The organism is Micromonospora sp. WMMC241 (assembly GCF_027460165.1).
GTDB lineage: Bacteria > Actinomycetota > Actinomycetes > Mycobacteriales > Micromonosporaceae > Micromonospora > Micromonospora humi.
Genome location: NZ_JAPZBF010000001.1, coordinates 5,415,004 through 5,434,638, shown reverse-complemented (window position 1 = coordinate 5,434,638; position 19,635 = coordinate 5,415,004). Strand labels below are relative to the sequence as shown.

Below are 19,635 nucleotides of genomic sequence, written 5' to 3'. Positions count from 1 at the left end.
TTCGGCCCTCGGGTCGGGTGGGGGAGTGCAGCGTGAGGGATCGGGCCGGGCTCGCGGTCGGTGACGGTGAGTTGCTCCCGCCCGACGTCCTGCGGCGCACCGGGGCGCAGGTGGCGGTCCTCGTGCTGCTCGACCCGGGCGGCACGCAGCTCGACCTGGTCGACCAGGTCGGCATGGTGCCCGAGCTGGCCGAGACGTGGGCCCGCTTTCCGCTCGCCGCCCCGGTCGGGATCTCCCGGGCCGCCCGCACCGGCGAGGTGATCGAGGCGGACTCGTTCCGGGAGCGGTTGATCCGCTTCCCGGCGACGGCTAGCCTGCCGACCGCCGACGTCGAGGGTCTGGTGGCCGCGCCGCTGTGGCATCCCGGCGCCGACGGGACGATCATCGGCGCGATCAGCCTCGGCTTTCGCGGCGTGGTGCCGCCCGGCACCGCGTCGGCGGCGACGACACTCGCCGCGACCGCCGCCCGGCGGGTCCGCGCGGCCGGGCTGCGGCACGGTGCGCGCCGGCCGGTCGCCGACGAACCCGGGCGGCCAGGTCCCTCGCCGGTGGCCAGCCTGGGGCGGTCGCCGACGGTCGCCGCCATCGACCAGGCACTGCTGGAGACTGTCCTGCTCCACCTGCCGGTCGGGGTCAGCGTGCTGGACCGCGACCTGCGCTTCGTGACGGCCAACCAGCGGGCGGCCGAGATCAACGGGCGGCCCGCCGCCGACCATGTGGGGCGGCACCTGCGCGAGGTGCTGCCGGACCTGCCCGAGTCGTTCGCCGACCAGCTCCGGCAGGTGCTCGACACCGGGCGACCGATGGTCAACCTGGACGTCGTCGGCGCCACCCCGGGCCGGCCCGACCGCCGACGCTGGCGGGGCAGCTACTACCCGGTGCACGGGGCAACCCCGGTCGGGCCGGTCGGCGTCGCGGCGGTCTTCGACGAGGTGGCCGACGAGGCGACGCTCGGCGTCGAGCAGGTCACCGCCGACCGGGCCACCATGCTCACCGCGCTCGACACGCTCGTCGAGAACGCGCCTGTCGGGGTCGCCCTGCTCGACACCGACCTGCGTTACCTCCGGATCAACGCCATCCTGGCGGAGTGGAACGGCCACCCGGTGGCGGACCATCTCGGCCGTCGGGTGCCGGACCTCTTCCCCGAACTCGGGCCGGTCCTCGAACCGCTGATGCGGGAGCTCGCCGACGCCGGCGAGGTCCGCGACGTGGAGATCGTCCGGGCCGGGCGGACGTACCTCAGCAGTTTCCTCGCCGTGCCCGGCGGCGGTGGCCGGGCCGGCGCGGTGGCCGTCCTGGTCACCGACGTGACCCGCCGCAGGCGGGAGGAGCTGCGGGCCCGCCGGGTACAGGAGTTCACCGCCGCGCTCTCCCAGGCGGCCTCCGTGGCCGAGGTGGTCGAGGCCGTCCGGGACGGCGCCGGCCCGGCCGCCGAGGCGGCCCTCGCCGCCGTCGCGCTGATGGACGAGAGCGGCCGGCAGATCCGGTTCGCGCCCACCGGCCAGGAGCCACCGGCACGGTGGAAGGCCGTCGGGCGGGACGCCGTCCATCCGATCGCGGCGACCTTCCGCGACGAGGAACCCCGCTTCTTCCCGGACATCCAACCCCTGGTCGACGACTATCCCGAGGTGGCCGAGGCGGTGCGACGCAGCCCGCACCGGTCGTGGGCGATGGTGCCGCTGCACGGCCGGGGGACCGCCGCCGGGGTGCTCATCTTCGGGTACGCCGACGCGCAGGAGTTCGAGCCGGCGCACCGCAACTTCCTGGTCACCCTGGCCGGGCTGGCCGGTCAGGCGCTCGCCCGGGCGCAGCTCTACGAGCGGGAGCACGCCACCGCCGTACGCCTGCAACGCAGTCTGCTGCCCTCGCGGCTGCCGCGGGTGCCCGGCGCCGACCTGGCCGCCGTCTACCTGGCCGGAGACTCGGCCGGGGTCGGCGGCGACTTCTACGACGTGTTCCCGGTCGACGGCGCCGCCGGCCGGGAGTGGGTCCTCGTGGTCGGCGACGTGGCCGGCCGGGGCGTGGACGCCGCCTCGGTCACCGGACTGGCCCGGCACACGCTGCGGATCACCGCGGCCCTGGCCGAGCCGGCCACCGCGCTGCGCCAGTTGCACGCCCGGCTGCGCAACGACCCGGACGTGGACCGGTTCCTCAGCGTGGTGTGCCTGCGGCTGCGGCTGCGCGACGGCGGCGCCGACCTGGAGCTGGCCTCGGGCGGCCACCCGCCCGCGCTGGTCCGGCGGGCGGACGGGCGGGTCGAGGTGATCAACCTGCCCGGCGTGCTGCTGGGGGCCTTCCCCGAGGTGCGGCTGGGGCGCCGGTCGGTGGCCCTGGAGGCGGGTGACACCGTGCTGCTCTACACCGACGGGGTGATCGAGGCGCGCGGGCCGGACGGCCTCTTCGGCGAGGAACGACTCGTGGAGCTGCTGCGCGGTGCGTCCGCCGGCGATCCGCGGCGGCTGGTCGAGCTGGTGCGCGACGGGGTGGCCGCCTACCAGCTCGGCCCGGTCGCCGACGACATCGCGATCCTCGCGCTGCGCGTCGGCGGCTGAGGAGGCCCGGCCGGCGCCCCGGGCCACGGCGTGCGTGGCCCGGGGCGCCGGAGGTCAGCGGGGGCGTCGGGTCTTCGGCAGGTCGAACTGGTCCGCGCGACGGCAGTCCTTCGGGCCGCCGACCGCGCCCGGACCCACCCGGTCCAGGGCCTGGCGGGCGCGGTGCCGGCCCAGGTTCCAGGCGTACCAGGGGTCGGGCTCGGCGAGCTCGTCGGCGATCCAGCTCAACGTGCAGCGGCGCACCGGGTCGGGAAGCTTGGTGAGCGCGGGGGTGGCGTCGGCGGAGAGCGCGCGCAGGTACCAGGCGTCGATCTTGCCGGTCTGCTCGTACCGGAGGGTGTTGCGCCGGGCCGCGTAGTCCTCCGGGTTGAGCACCGCCAGGCCGAGCAGCATCGCCACGGTCAGCGCCACTGTGGTGCCCGGGATCCACCTGCCCTGCCACTTCACGCCCGCGGCCAGGATCATCAGGAAGACCGCGCCGAGCAGCATCTCGAACGCCATCACGAAGATCCGCTCGCCGGTGAAGCTGTAGACCTTCTGGTAGGTCCACATCCGCGACAGCGCGGACACCACGATCACCACGCTCAGCGCGCTGAGCAGCCCGAGCAGCACGCGCAGCAGCGTGCGCTCGATCGGCCGCTCGCGACCGGCCCAGCGGGTCACGCCGCCGAGCACCGCAACGGTCAGCAGCGTGACGAAGAGCAGCTGCCAGAAGCCGCTGCGCGCGTACTCGGCGTAGCTGAGCCCGGCGACCCGCTGCACGTGCCGCTGCCCGCCGAAGAGCGTGGTGAACTGCACCACCACGAAGCCGGCGAAGAGCACGGTCAGCGCCCCGATGGCCGGCGCCCACTCCAGCAGGCTGAGCCGGCGACCGCTCGCCCGGTCCACGGTGGACAGGTCGGGTGGGGCGGCGAGCGTGTAGACCGCGGCGACCGCGATCAGCCCGCCCACCGCGGCCAGGAACAGGCCGCGGAACACCACGCCGAGGTCGATGTCGGGCACGAGCGCGCCCAGCGCCTCGGAGAACGCCGCGTCGGCCGAGGCGAGCAGGCTGCCGAAGACGACCAGCACCACAAGCGTGGCGACCACCGAGACGGTGATCCTGCGGACCGTCGTGGCCTCCGGTGAGGCGGCGACGTGCCGGCGGACCCAGGGCAGGCCGCGCAGCGCCGCGAACGGCGTGGCGACCAGACCGAACAGGATCGAGCGGACCAGTCGGCCCCCGATGATCGCCAGGGTGGCGCAGCCCAGCGCGCCCAGCACGCAGAACGTCACCAGCCACCAGGCATTGCGGAACGCCGGCACGGCGAGCAGGGCCAGGGCCGCCGCCGCCCAGCCGGCGCGGATCAGCCGGTCGCCGCGGGGCAGCTCGGCGGTCCGGGTCCGGACCGCCAGCAGCACCCCGAGCGTCAGCGTCAGCCAGCCGAGGAACCAGCCGATGCCGACCCGGCCCAGCGGCACGAAGACCGCGCCGCCGAGCGCGCCGGCCAGCACCGCGAGCGGCGCCGCCGGCCCGGTGGCGGGCTCCGGCCCGGGCCACCGGGCGCCGAGGAAGGAGGTACGGGGCACCGACGGCCGGGGAGCCCAGCCCGGCGGCGGCGGGTAGGTGGCCCAGGGCCGCATGTCCTGGTACGCCGGCGGCGTGGCGCCGCCGGGGCCGCCCGGCGCACCGGGCGGGGCCGGGGCGGCGCCCGGTGCGGCATGTGGGCCCGGTCCGGGCGGGGTCGACGGCGCGACGGCGCCCGGTGCGGTCGGGGTTCCGGACGCGGGCGCGCCGGCCGCCGGGCCCTGCGCCGACGGGGTTCCGGACGCGGGCGCGCCGGACACCGGGCCCTGCGCCGACGGGGCGCCGGACGTGGCCGGCGTGGCTTGCGCCCCGGTGCCGGGGGCGGCGCCGGGCGGGCGTGGAGCCAGCTCACCGTCGGCGGCCGGGTCGGGCGCGGCTGACGCCGTGGGCACGGCCGGACCGCCGGTGGCCGGATTCCCGACGGCGGGCGAGGTCTCCCCGGGCCGGGTCTCGACGGCCGGTGCCGCCGCCTGGGTGGGCACGCCGGCCGGGGGAGCCGGCGGGACCAGCGGCACGAACAACGCGTAGCCCTGGGTGCCGGGCGGCACGGTGACCGGGATGGCCCAGGCGGGCTGCCCCTCCGCGCCGGGCCACGGCATCGCGGGCGGCGCGCCCTCCGTGGTCGGCAGCACCAGCAGGTACGGCTGCGCGCCGGGTGGGATCTCGCCCGTCGGGGGCCCCGCCGCCGGTGCGGCGCGGGGCGGCTCGGAAGGCTGTGCCGGCTCGGGCAAGACGCACTCCTTGATCACAGGGTGTCGTCACTGTAGGGCTCACTCCGCCCGCTCCGCCGCCCCGGTTGTCCGTTCGGCCAGTCGAGCCTGACCGGTCGTGGCACCGACGAGGATCGAACCTTTGCCGCCTCCCGCACGTACCAGTGCGCGGGAGGTCGATCACATGGACACACGTCGCGCGCTCGTCGCGTTCGCCGCCGTCGCCGCGACGCTGCTGCTCCCCGCCGTGCCGGCGAGTGCCCACGGGGCGCCGACCAGCCCGATGAGCCGGGGCGCGGCGTGCGGGCCGGAGGGTGGCCGGGCCGAGAGTTCCGCCTGCCGGGCCGCGATCGCGGCCGGCGCGGCGGTCCGCGAGTGGGACAACATCCGGGTGGCGCGGATCGACGGGCGGGACCGGGAACGCATCCCGGACGGCGAGCTGTGCAGCGGCGGGCTCTCCGCCTACCGGGGGCTGGACCTGCCCCGGGCCGACTGGCCGGCCACCACGCTCACCGCCGGCGCCCGGCACACGTTCCGCTATCGCACCACGATCCCGCACAAGGGCACGTTCCGGTTCTACGTCACCACCGACTCGTACGCCCCGGAGCGGCGGCTGACCTGGGCGGACGTGGAGGCCAAGCCGTTCCTGGCGGTGACCGACCCACCGATCCGCGACGGCGCGTACGAGATGCCGGGGCGGCTGCCGGCCGGGCGCACGGGCCGGCACATCATCTACGTCATCTGGCAGAACTCGAACACCCAGGACACCTACTACTCCTGCTCGGACGTCGTCTTCCGGGCGGCCTCGGGCGGCTCCGGGGCGCGGGCCACCCGCAAGGCGACACCGGCGGCGAGCGCGGCGGCCCCGCGTACCCTCTCGGAGTCGGCACCCGCGGCGGGGGTGCCGGTCGCGGCGGTGACCGAGACCGGCCCGGTCACCCGGCCGATGGTCGTCGGTGCGGCGGCGGTGGCGGTCACCGCCCTGCTCGCGACCGTGGTCGGGCTGCGCCTGCGGCGGACCGGAGGCCCGCCGCCCGGACGGCCGTGCGGGGTCCGCAACCACCGCGTCGGGCGTCGCCGGATCTGGTGAGGCCCCGGGTCGGGTGGTCGAGCCCGGACGCCGCCGGCCGAGTCACCTGACACGTCGCTCCCGCGTTGCCCTGATGTCGAATCCGCAGGGCGATGCAGAGGAGTGTCCATGTTCAAGCGTCTTGCCGTGGCGGCCACCGTGCTGGTGGCCGCCCTGTCGACCGCCCCGGCGGCGTCGGCGGCCCCGCGCGCCGCCGCCGTCGACGACTTCTCCCTCACCGTCACACCCGCCGCGGTCACCGCGGTGGCCGGGTATCCGGCCCGGTTGACGGTCCGGACGGCGACCACCAGCGGCGCCCCGCAACCGGTGGCGTTGCGGGTGACCGGCCTGCCCGCCGGGGTCTTCGCCGCCGTCACGCCGGCCACGGTGACCAGCGGCGCCTCGGCCACGGTGACCGTGCAGACCTCCGTCTCCGCCCGCGCCGGCACGTTCACGCTCGTGATCGAGGGCGTCGGCGCGACGCTGCGGCACCAGGCGTCGGGGCGGTTGTCGGTGCGGACGCCGAGTGCCGTCCGGGCCGCCTTCTACTACCCGTGGTTCCCGGAGGCGTGGAACCAGCGCGGGCTGAACCCCTACACCAACTACCTGCCGAGCCGGGGCGCCTACACGGTGAACGAGACGGTGGTGCGGGACCAGGTGGCGGACATGCGGTACGGGGGCATCACCGTCGGCATCGCCTCCTGGTTCGGTCAGGGCACCACCACCGACCGGCACTGGCCGGCGCTCGTGCGGGGTGCCCGGGACACCGGGTTCGCCTGGGCGCCCTACTACGAGCCGGAGGGGAGAGGCCGGCCGACCCCCGACCAGATCGCCGCCGACCTGCACTACCTGCGCGGCACCTACGGCGGGGACCGCTCGTCGCTGGCGGTGCTGCCCGGGCGGGGCATGGTCGTCTTCGTCTACAACGCCCACGACCTGACCATGGCCGACGGGTGCGAGACCGTCGACCGCTGGATCCGCGCCCGGACGTTGCTCCAGCAGCTCTGGGGCGAGTCCATCTACCTGAACCTGAAGGTGTTCACCGGTTACCGGGGCTGCGCCGGCAGCGTCACGGTGGACGGTTGGCACCAGTACGCCCCGGCCCGGGCCGAGTCCGACTTCAGCGGGGTGCCCGGTGGCGCGTACACCGTCTCGCCCGGCTTCTGGAAGGCGGGGACGACGTACGGGCGGTCGCCGTTCCTGGCCCGCAACCTGGACCGCTGGCGGTCCGGGGTGGCCCGGATGGCCGCCTCCGGCGCGTTCTGGCAGTTGGTCACCACGTACAACGAGTGGGGCGAGGGCACCTCGGTCGAGAGTTCCGTGGGATGCCGGGGCGGGGCCCCGGCCGGGACGCTCTGCGACTGGAGCGACGCGGGCAGGTCCGACTTCATCACCGCGCTGCACGCCGCTCCGCTGCCGGGTTCGTCCGGCTGACCGGTGCGGAAAATGTGTCGTCGGATGTGCAATAAACGCATTCCCGCCGAGTGACGAGGAATCACGTTTCACAAGTGCGCCACGGTCGTGACGAGATATGTCACGGCGGTGGCGCACTTGTTTTGTCCATTCCGCGCGGGGACTCGAACGATCTTCGTCGTTATGGCTCTGACCTGGTGCGGCAGGTCATCTATGTGTGAATCATGGAGATCCACTTCGCTTATTGGATATGTCGGCGTCCTGACTTTTCAGGCTCTGGAAGCCCACTGTTAACCCTGCGTACGCTTTGCGCATCCGAGCCGCCACCCCATGTCGGGCTGACCGCCCCTGCCTGCGCTCCGGGCCCTGGGTCACATTTCGGCGGACGGTTTTCGATAAGTGACCGTCGATGCAGCGGCATACGCCGCTCTGCCGACCGTGGGGGTTGTCATGGACAGAGTCGGACCAGGAGTCCGGGACCGGCATGCCGAGCCGGACGCGCGACTTCGAGAGCTGCGCACGGCCGACGAGGGCCGCCCGCCCCGACTGACCGTCATCGTGCCGACCCGCAACGAGGCAGCGAACATTCCGCTTCTGCTGGCGCGGCTCGGCCCGTTGCTGGCGCCGCTCGACGCCGAACTCCTCGTGGTGGACGACAGCGACGACGGCACGCCGGGCGTGCTCACCCAGGTGGCCGCGGAGGCGGCGATCACCGTACGGCTGCTGCACCGGCCGCCGCACGCCCGCCCGGGCGGCCTGGGCGGGGCGGTCCTGCTCGGTGCGGCGCACGCCCGGGGCGAGTGGGTGCTGGTGATGGACGCCGACCTCCAGCACCCGCCGGAGGCGGCGGCGGCGCTGGCCCGGATCGCCATGCGGCACGACGTCGACGTGGTCGTCGGCACCCGGTACGCCGGCAACGGCTCCTCGGGCGGCCTCGACGGGATCCTCCGGGTGGCCACCTCGTCCTGGGCGACCCGGCTGGTGAAGGGCATGTTCCCGCGCCGGCTGGCGACCGTGAGCGACCCGATGAGCGGCCTGTTCGCCTTCCGCCGGTCGGCGGTGCGCCTGGACCGGATGAACCCGCTGGGCTTCAAGGTGCTGCTGGAGTTGCTGGTGCGGCACCCCGGCGCCCGGGTCGCCGAGGTGGCGTACGACATGGCGCCCCGGCACGGCGGCCGGTCGAAGGCCTCGTTCCGGGAGGGGATGACCTTCCTGCGGCACCTGGCCCGGTTGCGGGGTCGCCGGCTCGTCGGGCAGATCCGCCGCAGCCCGCGTACCCGGGCGGAGCGGCTGCGGGAGCTGGGCCGGATGGTCGCGTTCGGCATGATCGGTCTCTCCGGCATGGTGGTGAACACCGCCGCGCTCTGGTTCTGCTACGAGCCCGCCCGGATGCACCACCTGGTCGGCGCGGCGCTGGCCACCCAGGTGTCCACCTCGTGGAACTTCCTGCTCGTCGACAGCCTGATCTACCGGCGGAACCGGCACGGCTCGTTCGCCGCCCGCGCGGCCCGGTTCTTCCTGCTCAACAACGTCCTGCTGCTGCTACGGCTGCCCGTCCTCCAGGCCCTGGTCTGGGCCGGCGTCGGGGTGCTCGTCGCCAACGCGGCCACCCTGGTGGCGCTCTTCCTGGTCCGGTTCCTGGTCAACGACCGGGTCATCTACACCGCCGTCGACAAGGCCCGGCGCGACCCGGTGCGGCTGCTGGTCGCCGGCGCCTCCGAGGCGCCCAGCACGCCGTCCCGCAAGCGCTACCAGTACCTGAAGTACCGCTACGACGTCGCCGGCGTGGTGACCATCGGCTCGCAGATCATGCTGCCGGAGCTGGAGTTCTTCCGGGCCCAGTGGGTGGCCGACTCCGACGTGGACATCGCGGTGCGGGTCAGCGACGTGGGCGGTCGCGGGCCGCAGCGCCGGGCCGCGATGACCCAGTACGCCGACCAGTCGGTGCTGCGCTACGAGGAACAGCTCGGCCGGTTGGGCGCCAACTTCCGCATCCAGCTCGGGCCGCCGATCGAGATCCAGGTCGGCCCGCTGCTGGCCCGCTCGCCGCACGTGGTCTACACGAACATCATCGAGGCGTTGCTCCGGTTCGTCATGGTGGCCCGGGGGCACATGCTGCTGCACTCCGCGTGCGTGACGCTCGACGGCGTCGGGGTGATGCTCTCGGCGCTGACCGACACCGGCAAGACCGCCACCGTGCTGCGGTTGCTCCGCGACCACGGCGGCCTGTTCCTCTCCGACGACATGACCATCGTCCGGCCGGACGGGGTGGCCACCTGCTTCCCCAAGCCGCTCACCATCAGCGCGCACACGCTGCGCGCGGTGCAGGCGCAGGACCTGACCCCCGCCGAGTGGCGGCGACTGCAACTGCAGAGCCGGCTGCACTCCAAGGGCGGCCGGTCCCTGGCGTTGACGCTCAGCCGGTTCAACCTGCCGATCATGGGGATCAACGCCCTCACCCAGCTGCTGATCCCGCCGCCCAAGTACAGCGTCGACCGCTTGGTGCCCTGCCGCATCGGCACCACCACCCGGGTGGAGGAACTCTTCGTCATCGAGCGCGGCAAACCCGACATCCACGAACTCGACGCGACGGACACGCTCGAGCGCATGATCGAGAACACCGACGACGCGTACGGCTTCCCGCCGTTCCGCTACCTCGCGCCCTCCATCACGATCGACGGCCACGGGTACGCCCAGCTCCGGGCGCGGGAGCGGGAGATCCTCGCCAGCTTCCTGTCGCACGTGCGCAGCCGGGTCGTCGTCTCGGACACGTTCGGCTGGGCCGACGACATCCCCCGGCTGCTGCGCGAGGAGCGTGCCGGCCGGCGTACCCCGGTGGTGCCGGCGCAGGCCTGGCCGCGCTGGAGCGGCGACCTGACGACGGCGGGAGGGCCGGCGTGAGCGTGCTCCATCCGGTCACCGACACGCTGCCCGAGCAGCGCCGGGGCGGTGAGCCGCGGGACGGGCGTCGAAGATGGACGGTGTCCGCGCCGTCCTGGCCGCCGGCCTGGCGGCGGTCGCGGTGGCGGGTGGCCGGCGCGCTCACCGGCGTGACCGTGCTGGCGCTGTTCGTCCGGACCTGGCAGATCGACGCGTTCGGCTTCAACAGCGACGAGGCGGTGTACGCCGGGCAGGCCGCCTCGCTCGCCGGCAACCCCCGGTACACCGAGTACTTCCCGGTCTTCCGCGCCCATCCGATGCTCGTCCAGACGCTGCTCTCGCCGTTCTTCCGGGTCGGCGAGGTGGACGTGGCCGGGCGGCTGGTCGTCGTGGTCCTCGGGGTGTTGACAGTGCTCGCGGTGTATCCGCTCGGCGCGCGGCTCTACAGCCGGCGGGTCGGGCTCATCGCGGCGCTGCTGCTGGCCGTGATGCCCTACCACGTGGTGGTGACCCGCCAGGTGCTGCTCGACGGGCCGATGGTGCTGCTGGCGACGCTGACGCTCTACTGCATGGTCCGGTTCGTCCAGCAGCGGGACACGGTCTGGTACGTGGCCACCGCCGCCATGCTCGGGATCACCATGCTGGCCAAGGAGACCAGCGTCGTGCTGGCCGGCAGCATCTACGCGTTCCTGGCGCTCACCCCGGACGTACGCCGACCGGTGCGGGCCACGCTGTTCGCCCTGCCGGTGCTGGCCCTGGTGTTCGCCACCCACCCGGTCTCCCAGGCGCTGGCCGGTCGCACCGAGACCGGGCGCAACTACCTCGTCTGGCAGCTCTTCCGGCGGCCCAACCACCCCATGTCGTTCTACCTGGAGAACGTGCCGGCGGCGGTCGGGCTGCTGGTGCTGCTCACCGCGTTCGGCGGCCTGTGGTGGGCCCGCCGGCGGCGAAGCTGGCGCGAGACGTTGCTGCTGTCGTGGATCGCCGTCCCGGTGGTCTTCTTCCAGCTCTGGCCGGTCAAGGGTTTCCAGTACCTGCTGCCGGTGGTGGTGCCGTTGGCGGTGCTCGCCGCCCGGGCGCTGGCCGTACTGCCGGTGCCGGCCCGGCTCGCCACGCTGCGCCGCCTCCGGTCGGCACCCCGGGCCCGGGTCACCCGGGTGGTCCGGCTGGCGGCCGTCGCCACTGTCGCGCTGAGCCTGCTGGTGCCCTGCTGGCGGGCGGTCAGTCAGCAGGGCGGCGCGCACTTCCTGGCCGGGTCCGGCGGGGTGCCCGGCGGACGGGAGGCCGGGCGGTGGCTGACCGACCACACCCCCGACGGGTCGGTGATCCTCACCCTCGGACCGTCGATGTCGAACATCATCCGCTACTACGGGCAGCGGCAGAGCTACGGCCTGTCGGTCAGCCCGAACCCGCTGCACCGCAACCCGTCCTACGTGGCGCTGAACAACCCGGACGGGTGGCTGCGCAACAACAACCTGCACTACATCGTCTGGGACTCGTTCTCCGCGCGGCGCTCCACGTTCTTCGCCGACCGGTTGAACACCCTGGTCCGGCGCTACCACGGCCGCGTCGTGCACACGGAGTACGTCGGCGGCGCCGACGCCTCGGGCCGTGCCGTCCCCGTTCCCGTGATCATCATCTATGAGGTGCGTCCATGACCCGCCGGAGGAGATTGGGGTGGCTGTCGGCCGCCGTCGTACTGCTGGCCGTGGTCGCGGTGACGGCGCAACCGGCCGTCGCCTCGGCCGCGCCCGGTCCGAAGGCGCCGGCCGAGCCCACCACGCCGATCGAGAACCTGGTCTTCCTGATGCAGGAGAACCACACCTTCGACAACTACTTCGGCACCCGGCCCGGCGTGGACGGGATCCCGAAGGGCGTCTGCATGCCGATCCGGTCGGACCTGCCGGAGCCCTGCGTCAAGCCGTTCCACATCGGCAAGCTGGGGGCGATCGACCTCGACCACTCCGCCGACGCGTTCGCCCAGCAGTACAACGGCGGCCGGATGAACGGCTTCGTGGAGGGGGTGAGCAAGGCGGGCAAGGACGGCCGGATGGCGATGGCCTACTACGACGACCGGGACCTGCCGTACTACTGGAACCTGGCCGACGAGTACGTGCTCTTCGACCGCTTCTTCAGCTCGTCGCACTCGGGCAGCATCCGCAACCACATGTACCGGGTCACCGGCGGTCCGGGTGCGGCCGGCAAGTCGGAGACCATCCCGGCCACCGGTTGGGGGGACATCCCGACCATCTTCGACCGGCTGGAGGCGGCCGGGATCAGCTGGAAGTTCTACGTGCAGAACTACGACCCGACCATCACGTTCCGGTCCCGGGTCGAGGAGGAGGACATCGACCGGGGCGCGCAGGTCATCTGGGTGCCGCTGCTGGGGTACGCCCGCTACGTCGACGACCCGCGCCTGTTCTCCAAGATCGTCGACCTCGACGAGTACTACGCCGACGCGGCCAAGGGCGACCTGCCGGCGGTCTCGTTCATCGCGCCGGCCGGCAACAGCGAGCACCCGCCGGGCAACATCGGCGCCGGGCAGAACCTGGTCCGGGCGCTGCTGACGCAGCTCATGCGTTCCCCCGAGTGGTCCACGTCGGCCTTCATCTGGTCGTACGACGACTGGGGCGGCTGGTACGACCACGTCAAGCCGCCGAAGGTCGACCAGTACGGCTACGGCTTCCGGGTGCCGGCGCTGCTGGTCAGCCCGTACGCCCGCCGGGGCCGGGTCGACTCCACCACGCTCGACTTCACGTCGGTGCTCAAGTTCATCGAGGTCAACTGGCGGCTGAAACCGCTCGCCAGCCGGGACGCCAAGGCGAACACGTTCCTGGACGCTTTCGACTTCGACGCGCCGCCCCGCCCCGGCGTCCTGCTCAGCGCCGAACGTACCCCCGTCTCGCTGAAGCGGACCGACCCGCGCCCGGTCTACGGCTCGTACGCCACCGTGCTGGTCCTCGTCGCCGCGCTGGTCGGCGCGGCGGCCGTTCGTGGACGGCGGCGGGTCAGGTGACCGCGGCCCGCCGGCTGCTGCTGCCGCTGCTCCTGGTGCTCGTGGGCGTGCTGCTCACCCCGGCCGCCGTCACGGCCGCGCCCCGCTCCGCGCTGCCCGGCACGCTGCACCTGCAGATGGTGCCGCCGATCCGCGGCGTGCCGGTGGCGGTGGACGGCAACACCGGCCGCTCGGACGCGAAGGGACGGGTGAACATCAGGGTCCGCAACTTCCTCGGTCTCGACGAGCGGCTGAAGGTCGGCGCGGCGATGGTGAGCGCGGACCGCAAGGTGGTGCTCGACCGCTTCCGGGGCAGCGTCGACCACGGCGTGCGCGACCGGATCGTCGAGGTGGGCCTGCGCACCATCCGCCGGGTCGGTTGGCGCTACATCGACCGCTTCGAGTCGCCGGTGCCGGTGGAGCGGGTGACCTCGATGCGGCTGCGCAGCAACACCGGGGAGATCATCGAGCTGGCCGGCGACCAGTTGGCGAAGCCGCTCTGGCTCGCCGAGAGCCGCACCCAGCAGGGCCCGCGCGGTCTCACCTCGAAACGCCTCTACTACGTGGTGGACGCCGTGATGGTGGACGGCACCTCGGTGGTCAACCGGGCCGGCCAGAAGTTCGTGCCCTGGGACCGCCAGAGCTGGGTGGTGCAACTGCTCTTCTTCAAGGTGTCGTTCACCGCCTCGGACATGTTCTTCCCCCGCAGGGCGGGCAGCGGCATCCAACTCACCCGCGCCGACGGGCGGGTGCAGCGGCTGCGGTTCGGCCCGGACGGCAGCGTCCTGGTCCCCGACCTGCCCCGCGGCACCTACACGCTGACCGTGCACGGCGGCGGGCTCTCCTTCGGCCGACCGGTGACCATCAGCCGGGACCAGGAGGTGATGCTCACCGTGATCAGCGTCCTCGACCTGACCCTGGTCGCGGTGGGTGTGTTCGGGGTGGCGGTCGGGCTGGTCCTGCTGGGCCGCCCGCACCTGCGCCGCCCGTTCCGGGCGCTCCGCCTCGGCGCGCGGCGCGCCGGCCGGCGCCGGTGGCGGCCGTCCGCCGCCGCCGGGTTGGTGCTGCTGGCGCTGCTGACCGCCGGGGGCCTGTCGGCGGTGCCGGCGCGGGCCGCGCCCGCCGCCCCGACGACCTCGGCGTCGCCCTCGGTGCCGGTGCTCGCCTACTACTACATCTGGTTCAACCCGACCTCGTGGAACAGGGCGAAGAGCGACTACCCGGTGCTCGGCCGCTATTCGAGCGACGACCAGGAGATCATGCGGCGGCACGTGCGGATGGCCAAGGCCGCCGGGATCACCGGCTTCCTGGTCTCCTGGAAGCACACCGAGCAGCTCGACGAACGGCTCGCCGCGCTGGTCGAGGTGGCCCGCGCCGAGAGCTTCCGGCTCGGCATCGTCTACCAGGGCATCGACTTCAGCCGGAAGCCGCTGCCGCTGGCCACGGTCCGGACCGACCTGGCCCTGTTCGCCGACCGCTACGCCGCCGACCCGGTCTTCGACATCTTCGACCAGCCGGTGGTGATCTGGAACGGCAGCGACCGCTACTCGGCCACCGAGGTCGCGGACACCGTCCGCCAGGCGCAGCAGAAGCTGCAGGTCCTCGGCACCGCCAAGAGCGTCTCGGTGGTGAACGGCCAGTCGGCCCTCGACGGCCAGGCGTACTACTGGTCGTCGGCCGACCCGCTCGTCGACCGCAGCCGGGACAAGCTCACCGCGATGTCCCGGGCGGTCCACCTACGCGGCGGACTGTGGATCGCCCCGGTCTCGCCCGGCTTCGACGCCCGCCAGATCGGCGGGAGAAGGGAGGTGCCCCGCCGGGACGGTGAGACGCTGCGGGCGTCGTTCGCGGCCGCCCGGCTCTCCCAGCCCGATGCCCTCGGCATCATCAGCTGGAACGAGTTCACCGAGAACACCTACGTGGAACCGAGCGAAGAGTGGGGCAGCAGGTACCTGGAGGTGCTGGCCGACCTGCTCGGTGTCGCCCCGCACCCCGACGCGCAGCTGGACAGCAGCGCCGACGGTGACGACTGGGGCCTGCCCGCCTGGGCCGCGTTGATCCTGGCGATCGGCGCGGTGGCCCTGGTGCCGCTCTGGATCTACCGCGGTCGACGGCGTCGGCGAGCCGCCGCCACCCCGCCGGCCCACACTGGCGCCACGCGGTCCGAGGAGGCGCCACTCCATCACTGACCGGGCGACCCACCACCGACGTCGCGGCCGACCCGGGCCACCCTCCACACCGTTCTGGAGGAGCAATGACAACTCGATCCCGATCCCTGCTCCGACTCGTGGCCCCGATGCTCGTCCTGGCCGGCGCCACCGTCATCCCGCCCACCACCGCGGCGCAGGCCGGCCGGCCGAAGCCGCACGCCACCACCGCCGCGGCGGTCGCCCGGGCGACCGACGCCGTCACGCTCAACCCGGTGGCCGACGCCTGGGTGGACGCCTCCCGTCCGACGGCCAACGCGGGGCGGACCACGTCGCTCCGGGTCGACGCCGTGCCCCGGCAGGTCGCCTACCTGCGGTTCGACGTCACCGGCGTCAGCTCGGACCCCACGGCGGTGCTGCGGCTCTACGTGGAGACCGCCAGCAGCACCGGGGTGGACATCCACCCCGTCTCCGACAACACCTGGGACGAGAGCACGATCACCTACGCCAACGCGCCGCCCATCGGTGCCACGACCGTCCGCAGCGGACCCGTCGGCGCGGACACCTGGGTGTCGGTGAGCGTCTCGTCGATCGTCACCGGGAACGGGCCGGTGACTCTGGCGCTCACCACCACCAACGACACCGGCCTGCGGGTGACCAGCCGGGAGGGCACCAACAAACCGCAACTGATCACGCCGTCCCCACCCAATCCGTCGCCGTACGTGGTCAGCCGGCTCGGGGCGGTGACCTACCAGGCGGCCTCCGACGTCACCGGCGAGACCTACACCGGCAGCCTCAAGACGGTGCTGGAGAGCGCCGTGGTCGAGCTGAACCGGCTCGGCGGCGGCACGGTCCGCTTCGGCGCCGGCACGTTCGACTTTGGCGCGGAGTACATGAAACTGGAAGGTATTCGCAAGGTGACCTTCGTCGGTGCCGGCATGTACGACACGCTGATCCGCAACGACAACTCCAGCGCCGGGGACACCGAGCCGTTCAACACCAAGGGGTGGGACAGCGTGATGGTCCGGGACCTCGCGGTCTCGGCCGAGGGGGCGTTCCGGAGCACCAGCGACGCGCTCGACTTCGACGACGGCAACAACATGGTCGTGGAGCGGGTGCGGGTGACCGCCTCCCGGGGGCGGGGCATCGTGTTCGACGGCAAGAACCAGAGCTGGGTGTCGATGGGCAACACCGTGCGGGACTGCGTCATCAGCGGCGCCCAGAGCGACGGCGTCGAACTGCTGGCAACCAGCGGGGACACGGTCACCGGCTGCACCATCACCAATGTGGGCGGGCACGGCATCCAGGTCAACCGCGCCTCGTCCACCGCCGACCAACCGAACAAGACGGCCGACCACAACGTCATCAGCGACAACGTGATCGACCAGGCCGGGCAGGACGGCGTCAACGTCAACGGCGGCACCGACAACCGGGTCGTCGACAACCACATCACCAACAACGCGAACGTCACGCCGAACCGGGACGGCATCCGGGTCACCACCGCCACCGGGGTGCCCTGCGTCGACACGCTGGTCAGCGGGGACGTGGCCATCGACGACCAGACCGTCAAGACGCAACGCTACGGGCTCTATATCACCGAGGGCTGCGACGCGACGATCGTCGGGCCGGGCAACACGTTCACCCCGAACCGGGTGAGCGCGATCCGGGACGCCGGCACCGGGACCGTCTTCCACTGACCACCACCGGACGGGTCACCGCGCCCCGGCGAGGATCTGGTCGATCTCGGCCAGGTCCTCGCCGGCCAGGTCCAGGCCGTCCAACGCGGCGACGTTGCCCTCCAACTGGCCGACGCTGCTCGCGCCGATGATCAGGCTGGTCATCCGCGGGTCCCGCAGCGCCCACACCAGGGCGAGCTGGGCCAGCGTCTGGCCCCGCCGCCGGGCCACCTCGGCGAGCGCGCGGATCGTCGCCATCGTCGCCTCGTCCAGGTCGCTCTCGTTGAGAAAGACGCTGGTCCGCACGCGCGAGTCGGCCGGGATGCCACCCAGGTAGCGGTCGGTGAGCAGGCCCTGGGCCAGCGGGCTGAACGCGATGCAGCCGGCGCCGACCTCCGCCAGCGTGTCCAGCAGCCCGTCGGACTCCGTCCAGCGGTTCAACATCGAGTACGACGGCTGGTTGATCAGCAGCGGCGTGCCCAGGCCGCGGAGGATCTCGGCGGCCCGCCGCGTCTGCTCCGAGTCGTAGTTGGAGATGCCGACGTAGAGCGCCCGGCCCGACCGGACGATCGTGTCCAGCGCGCCCATCGTCTCCTCGAGCGGAGTGTCCGGGTCGAACCGGTGCGAATAGAAGATGTCGACGTAATCGAGGCCCATCCGGCGCAGCGACTGGTCCAGCGACGAGATCAGGTACTTCCGGGAGCCCCACTCGCCGTACGGGCCGGGCCACATCAGGTAGCCGGCCTTGCTGGACACCACCAGCTCGTCCCGGTAGGGCTTCAGGTCGGTGGCGAGCAGCCGGCCGAACGCCTCCTCCGCCGCGCCCGGCGGCGGGCCGTAGTTGTTGGCCAGGTCGAAGTGGGTGATGCCGAGGTCGAAGGCGCGGCGGACGATGTCACGCTGCCGTTCGAACGGCCGGTCCGGCCCGAAGTTGTGCCACAGGCCGAGGGAGATGACGGGCAGCTTGAGCCCGCTGCGGCCGCTGCGCCGGTAGTGCATGTCGTCGTAACGGGCGTCGCTGGCGAGGTAGGTCACCCGATCATTCTGCCGCGACCGGCGAACAGGCGTGCGGTGCCACCGCCGCGGGTAGCGTCGTCGGCATGCGTTTCGTGCGGCTCGACACCCCCAAGCCCATCTCGAAGATCGGCCTCGGCACCTGGCAGTTCGGCTCCCGGGAGTGGGGCTACGGCCCCGACTACGAGCGCCGCGCGGCCGAGATCGTGCGGCGGGCGCTCGACCTCGGGGTCACCCTCTTCGACACCGCCGAGCTGTACGGCTTCGGCCGCAGCGAACGGATCCTCGGCGCGGCGTTGGGAGACGACCGGGCGAAGGTCGTGGTGGCCAGCAAGATCTTCCCGCTGCTCCCGGTCGCCCCGGTGGTGCAGCAGCGGGCGGTCGCCTCCGCGGCCCGGCTCGGTGTCGACGGCATCGACCTCTACCAGGTGCACCAGGCCAACCCGGTGGTAGCCGACACCACCACCATGCGCGGCATGCGCTCGTTGCAGGACGTCGGGCTGGTCGGCGAGGTCGGCGTCAGCAACTACGACCTGCGCCGGTGGCGGTTCGCCGAGGCCGCGCTGGGCCGCCGGGTGCTGAGCAACCAGGTCCGCTACAGCATGATCGACCGCGGCCCGGAGGAGGACCTGATCCCGTACGCGGAACAGGCCGGCCGGATCGTCATCGCGTACAGCCCGCTGGCGCAGGGCTTCCTCTCCGGCCGCTACGACGTCACGAACCCGCCGGCCGGGGCGGTACGCCGGGCCAACCCGTACTTCCTGCCGGAGAACCTGGCGCGCGGCACCCAGCTGATCGCCACCCTGCGTGAGGTGGCCGACGCGCACGACGCCACGCCCAGCCAGATCGCGCTCGCCTACGTGCTGCGGCACCCGAACGTGGTGGCCATCCCCGGCGCGTCCGGGGTGGAGCAGATGGAACGCAACGCGGCCGCCGCCGACATCGACCTGGCCGACGACGAGTACGCCGCGCTGGTCGCCGCCGCACACGCGTTCCGGCCGGTCACTGGTCTGGCCGCGGTGCCCCGGTTGATCCGCGCCCGACTGGGGAAGTGAACCGCATGGACGACATCACCGCACTGATCCTGGACGACCACGCCGCCTTCCGGCGCGGCTTCGCCCGGCTCGACGACGCCCGTGACCCGGCCGAGATGCTGGCGATCTGGGAGGCGCTCGCCCTGCATCTGGACATCCACGCCGAGGCGGAGGAGGCCATCCTCTATCCGCACCTGGTGAAGCACGGCGACGACGGCGAGGACGAGACCGCCGACGCGATCGGCGACCACAACAAGATCCGCGACGCGATCGCCGAGGCCAAACTGCACGAGGTCGGCTCGGACGCCTGGTGGGCGGCCGTGGGTGAGGCGCGCAAGGAGAACAGCGAGCACCTGGCCGAGGAGGAGGACGAGGCGCTGCCCGACTTCCGCCGGCACGCGAGCGTGGAACTGCGCGCCGAGCTGGGGGCGCGCTGGCTCACCTTCTACGGCGAGCACAAGAACGGCCGGAACCTGCAGTTCCGCGACAAGGACCCGCAGGGTTACGTGCGCGACCACCGCTGACGGCCCGATCTCCCCGGCGCGGGGGAGTCGCGCGGCGGGCGGCGGCGGGACAAT

Annotated in this window: 12 protein-coding genes; 10 read left to right on the top strand and 2 right to left on the bottom strand. The window is 73.0% G+C overall.

All coding sequences use genetic code 11. From position 1 onward, the window contains the following. Positions 1-32: 32 nt before the first annotated feature. A complete protein-coding gene (locus O7598_RS24520; RefSeq protein WP_269693634.1) occupies positions 33-2,552 on the top strand; it encodes a SpoIIE family protein phosphatase in 2,520 nt (839 codons plus the stop codon). Between the two features lie 54 nt (positions 2,553-2,606). On the opposite strand, the gene O7598_RS24515 is transcribed toward O7598_RS24520, so the two are convergent. Next, positions 2,607-4,850 carry a DUF4153 domain-containing protein gene (locus tag O7598_RS24515; protein WP_269693633.1) on the bottom strand — a complete coding sequence of 748 codons (2,244 nt, stop codon included), beginning with the start codon at positions 4,848-4,850 and terminating at the stop codon, positions 2,607-2,609. A gap of 163 nt (positions 4,851-5,013) precedes the next feature. On the opposite strand from O7598_RS24515, the gene O7598_RS24510 reads away from it, so the two are divergent. The 7 genes from O7598_RS24510 to O7598_RS24480 all read left to right on the top strand — a co-directional run bounded on the left by O7598_RS24510 (position 5,014) and on the right by O7598_RS24480 (position 17,030). After that, the gene (locus O7598_RS24510) at positions 5,014-5,919 is read left to right on the top strand and encodes a lytic polysaccharide monooxygenase auxiliary activity family 9 protein (protein ID WP_269693632.1); all 906 of its coding nucleotides are present in this window, start codon (positions 5,014-5,016) and stop codon (positions 5,917-5,919) included. Positions 5,920-6,027: 108 nt separating this feature from the next. Beyond that, on the top strand, positions 6,028-7,332 hold the full coding sequence (locus O7598_RS24505; protein ID WP_269693631.1) for a hypothetical protein: 1,305 nt from the start codon (positions 6,028-6,030) through the stop codon (positions 7,330-7,332). Between the two features lie 429 nt (positions 7,333-7,761). Continuing rightward, positions 7,762-10,212 (top strand): glycosyltransferase, encoded by a 2,451-nt coding sequence (locus tag O7598_RS24500; protein WP_269693630.1) that lies wholly within the window; start codon positions 7,762-7,764, stop codon positions 10,210-10,212. After that, on the top strand, positions 10,209-11,849 hold the full coding sequence (locus O7598_RS24495) for a glycosyltransferase family 39 protein (protein ID WP_269693629.1): 1,641 nt from the start codon (positions 10,209-10,211) through the stop codon (positions 11,847-11,849). The genes O7598_RS24500 and O7598_RS24495 overlap by 4 nt, the downstream gene beginning before the upstream one ends. Then, positions 11,846-13,207, top strand: coding sequence for an alkaline phosphatase family protein (locus tag O7598_RS24490; RefSeq protein ID WP_269693628.1), 1,362 nt, complete (start codon positions 11,846-11,848; stop codon positions 13,205-13,207). Before O7598_RS24495 ends, O7598_RS24490 begins: the two co-directional genes overlap by 4 nt. Then, a complete protein-coding gene (locus tag O7598_RS24485) occupies positions 13,204-15,375 on the top strand; it encodes a hypothetical protein (RefSeq protein ID WP_269693627.1) in 2,172 nt (723 codons plus the stop codon). The genes O7598_RS24490 and O7598_RS24485 overlap by 4 nt, the downstream gene beginning before the upstream one ends. A gap of 65 nt (positions 15,376-15,440) precedes the next feature. After that, a complete protein-coding gene (locus O7598_RS24480; protein WP_269693626.1) occupies positions 15,441-17,030 on the top strand; it encodes a CBM96 family carbohydrate-binding protein in 1,590 nt (529 codons plus the stop codon). A 15-nt stretch (positions 17,031-17,045) separates the two neighbouring features. Here O7598_RS24480 and mgrA read toward each other — a convergent pair whose 3' ends face one another. After that, a complete protein-coding gene (mgrA, locus tag O7598_RS24475) occupies positions 17,046-18,044 on the bottom strand; it encodes an L-glyceraldehyde 3-phosphate reductase (protein WP_269693625.1) in 999 nt (332 codons plus the stop codon). 65 nt (positions 18,045-18,109) lie between these two features. On the opposite strand from mgrA, the gene O7598_RS24470 reads away from it, so the two are divergent. Then, the gene (locus tag O7598_RS24470; protein WP_269693624.1) at positions 18,110-19,078 is read left to right on the top strand and encodes an aldo/keto reductase; all 969 of its coding nucleotides are present in this window, start codon (positions 18,110-18,112) and stop codon (positions 19,076-19,078) included. Between the two features lie 5 nt (positions 19,079-19,083). Beyond that, positions 19,084-19,581, top strand: coding sequence for a hemerythrin domain-containing protein (locus tag O7598_RS24465; RefSeq protein ID WP_269693623.1), 498 nt, complete (start codon positions 19,084-19,086; stop codon positions 19,579-19,581). Positions 19,582-19,635 lie beyond the last annotated feature (54 nt).

Coding starts and splice junctions, on each gene's coding strand:
- O7598_RS24510 (WP_269693632.1), top strand. CDS start 5,014: ATGGACACACGTCGCGCGCTCGTCGCGTTCGCCGCCGTCGCCGCGACG.
- O7598_RS24505 (WP_269693631.1), top strand. CDS start 6,028: ATGTTCAAGCGTCTTGCCGTGGCGGCCACCGTGCTGGTGGCCGCCCTG.
- O7598_RS24500 (WP_269693630.1), top strand. CDS start 7,762: ATGGACAGAGTCGGACCAGGAGTCCGGGACCGGCATGCCGAGCCGGAC.
- O7598_RS24490 (WP_269693628.1), top strand. CDS start 11,846: ATGACCCGCCGGAGGAGATTGGGGTGGCTGTCGGCCGCCGTCGTACTG.
- O7598_RS24480 (WP_269693626.1), top strand. CDS start 15,441: ATGACAACTCGATCCCGATCCCTGCTCCGACTCGTGGCCCCGATGCTC.
- O7598_RS24470 (WP_269693624.1), top strand. CDS start 18,110: ATGCGTTTCGTGCGGCTCGACACCCCCAAGCCCATCTCGAAGATCGGC.
- O7598_RS24465 (WP_269693623.1), top strand. CDS start 19,084: ATGGACGACATCACCGCACTGATCCTGGACGACCACGCCGCCTTCCGG.